General features: G+C 48.5%; 4 protein-coding genes and 1 pseudogene. All 5 read right to left on the reverse strand.

What is annotated here, in order from left to right:
- Positions 1–759, reverse strand: a 759-nt coding sequence (locus tag ACTF7Q_RS10115; protein ID WP_438997713.1) for a malonyl-CoA decarboxylase domain-containing protein, incomplete at its 3' end; no start/stop codon positions are given.
- Between the two features lie 86 nt (positions 760–845).
- Positions 846–2,063 carry a BLUF domain-containing protein gene (locus ACTF7Q_RS10120; protein WP_438997714.1) on the reverse strand — a complete coding sequence of 406 codons (1,218 nt, stop codon included), beginning with the start codon at positions 2,061–2,063 and terminating at the stop codon, positions 846–848.
- A gap of 224 nt (positions 2,064–2,287) precedes the next feature.
- Positions 2,288–3,418, reverse strand: a complete 1,131-nt coding sequence (locus ACTF7Q_RS10125; RefSeq protein ID WP_438997715.1) for a CaiB/BaiF CoA transferase family protein — start codon at positions 3,416–3,418, stop codon at positions 2,288–2,290.
- 22 nt (positions 3,419–3,440) lie between these two features.
- A complete protein-coding gene (locus tag ACTF7Q_RS10130; protein WP_438997716.1) occupies positions 3,441–4,262 on the reverse strand; it encodes an HpcH/HpaI aldolase/citrate lyase family protein in 822 nt (273 codons plus the stop codon).
- Positions 4,259–4,740, reverse strand: a pseudogene (locus ACTF7Q_RS10135) (FAS1-like dehydratase domain-containing protein); the annotation flags it as partial. The pseudogene ACTF7Q_RS10135 and the gene ACTF7Q_RS10130, both read right to left, overlap by 4 nt.

A 4,740-nucleotide genomic window follows, 5' to 3' on the forward strand; every position in this document is an offset into this window, starting at 1 on the left:
GGCGGTGGTGGCACTATCCGCACTGATCGCCTCACGATCATCAGACAGGATTGCCTGAATTGAATGTGCCATCGAATCCGTCAACGCCACCTGCACAAAAATCAAGGGCTCATCAGGCATTGAAGGATGGAAAAAGGCAAAACAGCGCCGGTCTTCAGGTTGCAGACGCCGCCGCAAATCATCCCAGCTATCAATTTCATGCACCGCTTCATAGGCAATGATTTTTTCAAGGATATGCGCCGGACTTGTCCAGTTGATAGGCCGGATCACCAGAAATCCCCGGTTAAACCAGCTTAGAAACAGCGTTTTAAAATCATAATCAATTATAGCAATACCGGGATTGTCTTTGGCCAGACGCAATAAATCCTGACGCATAGCCACAAGTTGCGCAGTGGCACCTGGCACCTGATTAAGGCGGCGAATAAGTTCCTGACGCTGCGGGTCAACCGCGTGCATGAATTTAGCATAGTTTTTCTGGTCAGGATTTTGCTGATAAAGCGATAATGCCATTTTTGCGGCATCTGCATCGAGATCAAATTCATCTCGAAGCTGGCAAAAGAAGGCAAGCTTATCCGTATCATCAAGGGCGGCATATTCATTCAGAACGGCCTGTGCCAAAGCGGCGCCAGAGACCTCGCCCTTGCTTGTCAATAACTCCCGACATAGCACATCAAGCGGTGCCTGTTTCCGCGCTGATAGCTTGCCAAAGCTGGAAGCCCGTTCAAATAATGTCGATAAAAGATCGGCGAAATAGCTCATGTTTTCCCCAAACAGTTTGCATCGGTTTTGTTTAACAGGATTAAACTTATCTTACTATATGAAGCTGGGTGGTGACTAGGCTATGTTTATGAGGTCGCATTAGCCGGTTTTTTTTTCGTAGCCATTTTTGTCTTTGCCAGAACCGTTGCCTGTTCGTCTTCAAGCTGTTTCTTTTTTTCCGCTTCCTTTGCGGCAAGTTTTTCAAAGATCGCCAGCGCTTCATCGGCTTTGAGTTTATGCAGAACGCCTTTTTTCACCTGATCTGGTGACCACATCCAGTTTTTGTTGAAATCATATTTCATCGCCCATTCGCCAAAAACACGTCCATTCACGTTCTTTCCACGCAATCTTTTGATATCAGAATGACGTTTATCAACAAGAATTTTTTCGTAAAGGGCATCGATGGATTCTTTCGGCCCTTCCAAAAATTGAAGATAGAAATCAGACCGGCAAATAAGACAGCCTGTCACTTTCAGGGGGGCATTATTCGCCATGGCTGACCGCAGAATATCTTTCAAGATGCCGTTACTGAAATCAGTTGGCTTTGAAATATAGATAATCTGTTTCACCTTTTCAGGTTTTGGCACTTTTTTCTTGGGAGCTGATTTTATAGGCAAGTCAGTTTTAACCGTATAATCAATATCGTGGATGGTGAATAATTTGTCATGCGCGGCGGTTCTTTCCACTTCCCATAGTTGTTCATCTTCCTTGTTTTCAAAAACGAAAAAGCTGCCCAGAATCTGTTTGCGACGACGGATGGTTATCAGCGTAATCTGTTCGATCGTTCTGGCGTAAATCGTTTCGATCGTTTCCATCGTGGGTTTGACATCAAATTTTTCAATATATTCACGATCCACAGCGGCGCGTAAGCGCTCTAATGTATCACGCTTGATGTTTGCTGCTGTCTGACGGGTGGCGCGTTCCAATCGGCTGGCTTCAAGTGCTAACTCAATACGCTGTTCATAACTAGGCCGTTTGATGGTGACCCATAAAGTCATATTATCTTCATCAAACTTCATCTCGTCAAAACCTGCAGACCGCAAAATCCGCCTTACATCACGGACAATATCCAATCGGCTAACAGTCACACTGAAAAATCTGGCTTTGGGGTCATTTTCGAGATGCACTTCGGCGAAGTCGGAAAGATGACGGTTGCGATAATCAATAAGTATCCGCACACCATATAAAATATTTTTGAGGGTATCGAGTGACGCCAATTCATTTAGCGAATGGATATAGCCGTCAAGCATGGCTTCGATACGGTTTTTGCAGGCACGAGAATAGGAGTCAGAAACCTCATCCATTCCTAAGTCCATAACAACACACACACCACAAAATTACCAAAACAGTATTACCATAGGCAAAATCATTGGCGTTAACAAATAGGAAGAGTGACGCATGACTTGAGTTCATTTTGCATCAGGCCAGTGTAAAAAATGCGAAATAGGTATAATTTTAATTTATAACAAGATATTACTACCATTCAGTTTGAAATTGATTTGGTCATAAAACCCTATTCTTATTTCACCTAACTATCAGCAAATTCACGACGCAGCGTATCATCATGTTCACCCAGCATCGGGACAGCGCCGAAGCCAAGCGATTCGCCCGCAACGATGGCGCCAGGGGCGAGCATTTCTAGCTCACCTTCGCTGGTTTTCACCGTCACAAAGCGTGACTGCGGATGACTGGCCAGTTGATCAAGATTGTTGAGACGCCCATAGGCGATATCAGCCTTGGCCAGCAAATCAATCACCGCATCACTGTCATGACGGGCGAACACCGACAGGATCATCGCATCAAGCGCCGGTCTGTTTTCAACGCGGGCAATATTGCTGTGAAAGCGGGGATCGCTGGCAATGGCCGCATCACCCAGCACACCAGCACATAAATGTTTCCATTCGCGTTCATTCTGAATCGAAATCAGTATAATCTGTTCGTCACCACATAGATAAGCACCATAAGGGGCGATAGACGGATGGTGCAGCCCTGGACGCGCAATTGTCTTGCCACCGTAATGATGCTGGAGATACGGCACATTCATCCAGTCAGCCAAGGCCCCAAACAACGAGACCTCAATGCCACGCCCAAGGCCGGTTTTATAGCGCGCGATAATGGCCTGTAGAATAGATTGATAGGCGGTCATGCCGGCGGCAATGTCACATATAGATACGCCTACCCGGCCTGGTGCCTGCGGGGCACCGGTAATCTGTGCAAGCCCGACTTCGGCTTGTACCAGAAAATCATAGGCTTTCATCTGGCTCAATTCACCAGTCGATCCATAACCGCTGATATCACAAGTGATAAGACGCGGAAATGTATCGCGCAGGCTTTGCGAGGAAAAGCCAAGCCGTTCAATCGCACCTGGCATCAGATTTTGGATAAAGATATCCGCTTTGGCAATCATCCGATGAAGCATGGCAAGATCATCGGCGTCTTTCAAATCAAGACGCAATGATTCCTTGCCCCGATTGAGCCAGACAAAATACGAGCTATTGCCACGGGCATCAGCATCATATTTACGCGCAAAATCACCCTCGGCACGTTCTATCTTTACGACTCGCGCCCCCGCATCGGCAAGTTTACATGACGCATAGGGCGCGGCAACCGCCTGTTCAATACTAACAACAAACATGCCATCAAGTTCTTTTTCTGACATTGGTCACTCCCTATCAAACAGGCTATGAATTTGTTTTATTATGGTTTTCATAGTCCCGGATAATCTGCTTTGCCTTTTTAATGACTGGCAAATCAAGCATCTGGCCATCCATCTTGACGGCAGCACCAGATTGCGACTGGCTCACCGCCGCACATGCCCATTCATAGGCCTGCTGATCCGGGACAAAGGCCGCCATAGCTGGTGCCACATGGGTTGGATGAATCAGAAGCTTGCCGCCAAAGCCCATAGCACGGGCACGCTGTGCTGCATGGCTGACCGCATCGATATCATCAATTTCGACACTGACGCCATCAAGCGGCTTTGGCTTATTGGCCAGACGTGATTGCAAGACAAGCTGGTGACGCGCATATAATAGCGGCTCCCAATCCGGACTGGTGCCAAGATCAAGCGCAAAATCCAGATGACCAAAGGCACATACCGCCACCCCCGGATGCGCCAGAATATCAGCAAGCCGGTCAATACCACGCGCGGTTTCAACCAGCGCGATGATAAAGGCATCGGGGCCCAGAACTGCCTGTATCAAATCTATCTGATCGGGGGTTTCGGATTTTGGCACGATAACACCCGCCGCGACCGAATCCCGTATGGCGCGCAGATCATCAGCACACCATTGACTGTCAGTGCCATTACAACGCACGAATAGCGGCACATCAAAAGCAGATAGCGTCGCAAGGGCGGCGCGTGAACTGGCCTTATTATCGGTAATAACGGCATCTTCGAGATCCATAACAATGGCGTCGGCACCTGATGCCGCGGCCTTTGCCAGCCGGTCAGGCCGATCCCCCGGCACAAATAGCATTGTTGTGGGAATGATATGTGTCATGTGATCTTTGCCTTTGTCGTTACAGTACCGTCTGCGGCTCTGACAGATCCGGCGAGATGATCGGCATTATCACTCGTCAGCCTAACATCGATGGCCCCACCCAATACAAGCGGTGCCACCCCGCGATAGGAAAAGGTTGTCGGCGGCTGGCCTAAATGGGTGGCGGCAAGATTAAGCAGTAAGGTGGCCTGCATTGGCCCATGCACAAGCAAGCCGTCATAACCTTCAATCCCAGTGGCATAGGGCTGATCGTAGTGAATCCGGTGGCCGTTAAAGGTCAAGGCCGAATAGCGAAACATCATCAGCGTGGTGGGCGTGACCTGCCATGCGGCTAGCGTGGTATCTTTATCTGGCGTCGGTGACGGTATGGCGACTGCATTGTCGGTGGTTTCGCGATAGACAACATCCTGACGCTCGGACAGGATCAGATCATCAGCGACATGATAATCATGCCCGATGGTAACAAAGCATAGATTGC

The organism is Puniceispirillum sp. (SeqCode) (genome assembly GCF_965657105.1).
Lineage (GTDB): Bacteria > Pseudomonadota > Alphaproteobacteria > Puniceispirillales > Puniceispirillaceae > Puniceispirillum.

Excerpts from the sequence above, each read along its gene's own strand:
- ACTF7Q_RS10120 (WP_438997714.1), bottom strand. The coding sequence starts at position 2,063 with ATGGATGAGGTTTCTGACTCCTATTCTCGTGCCTGCAAAAACCGTATC.
- ACTF7Q_RS10125 (WP_438997715.1), bottom strand. The coding sequence starts at position 3,418 with ATGTCAGAAAAAGAACTTGATGGCATGTTTGTTGTTAGTATTGAACAG.
- ACTF7Q_RS10130 (WP_438997716.1), bottom strand. The coding sequence starts at position 4,262 with ATGACACATATCATTCCCACAACAATGCTATTTGTGCCGGGGGATCGG.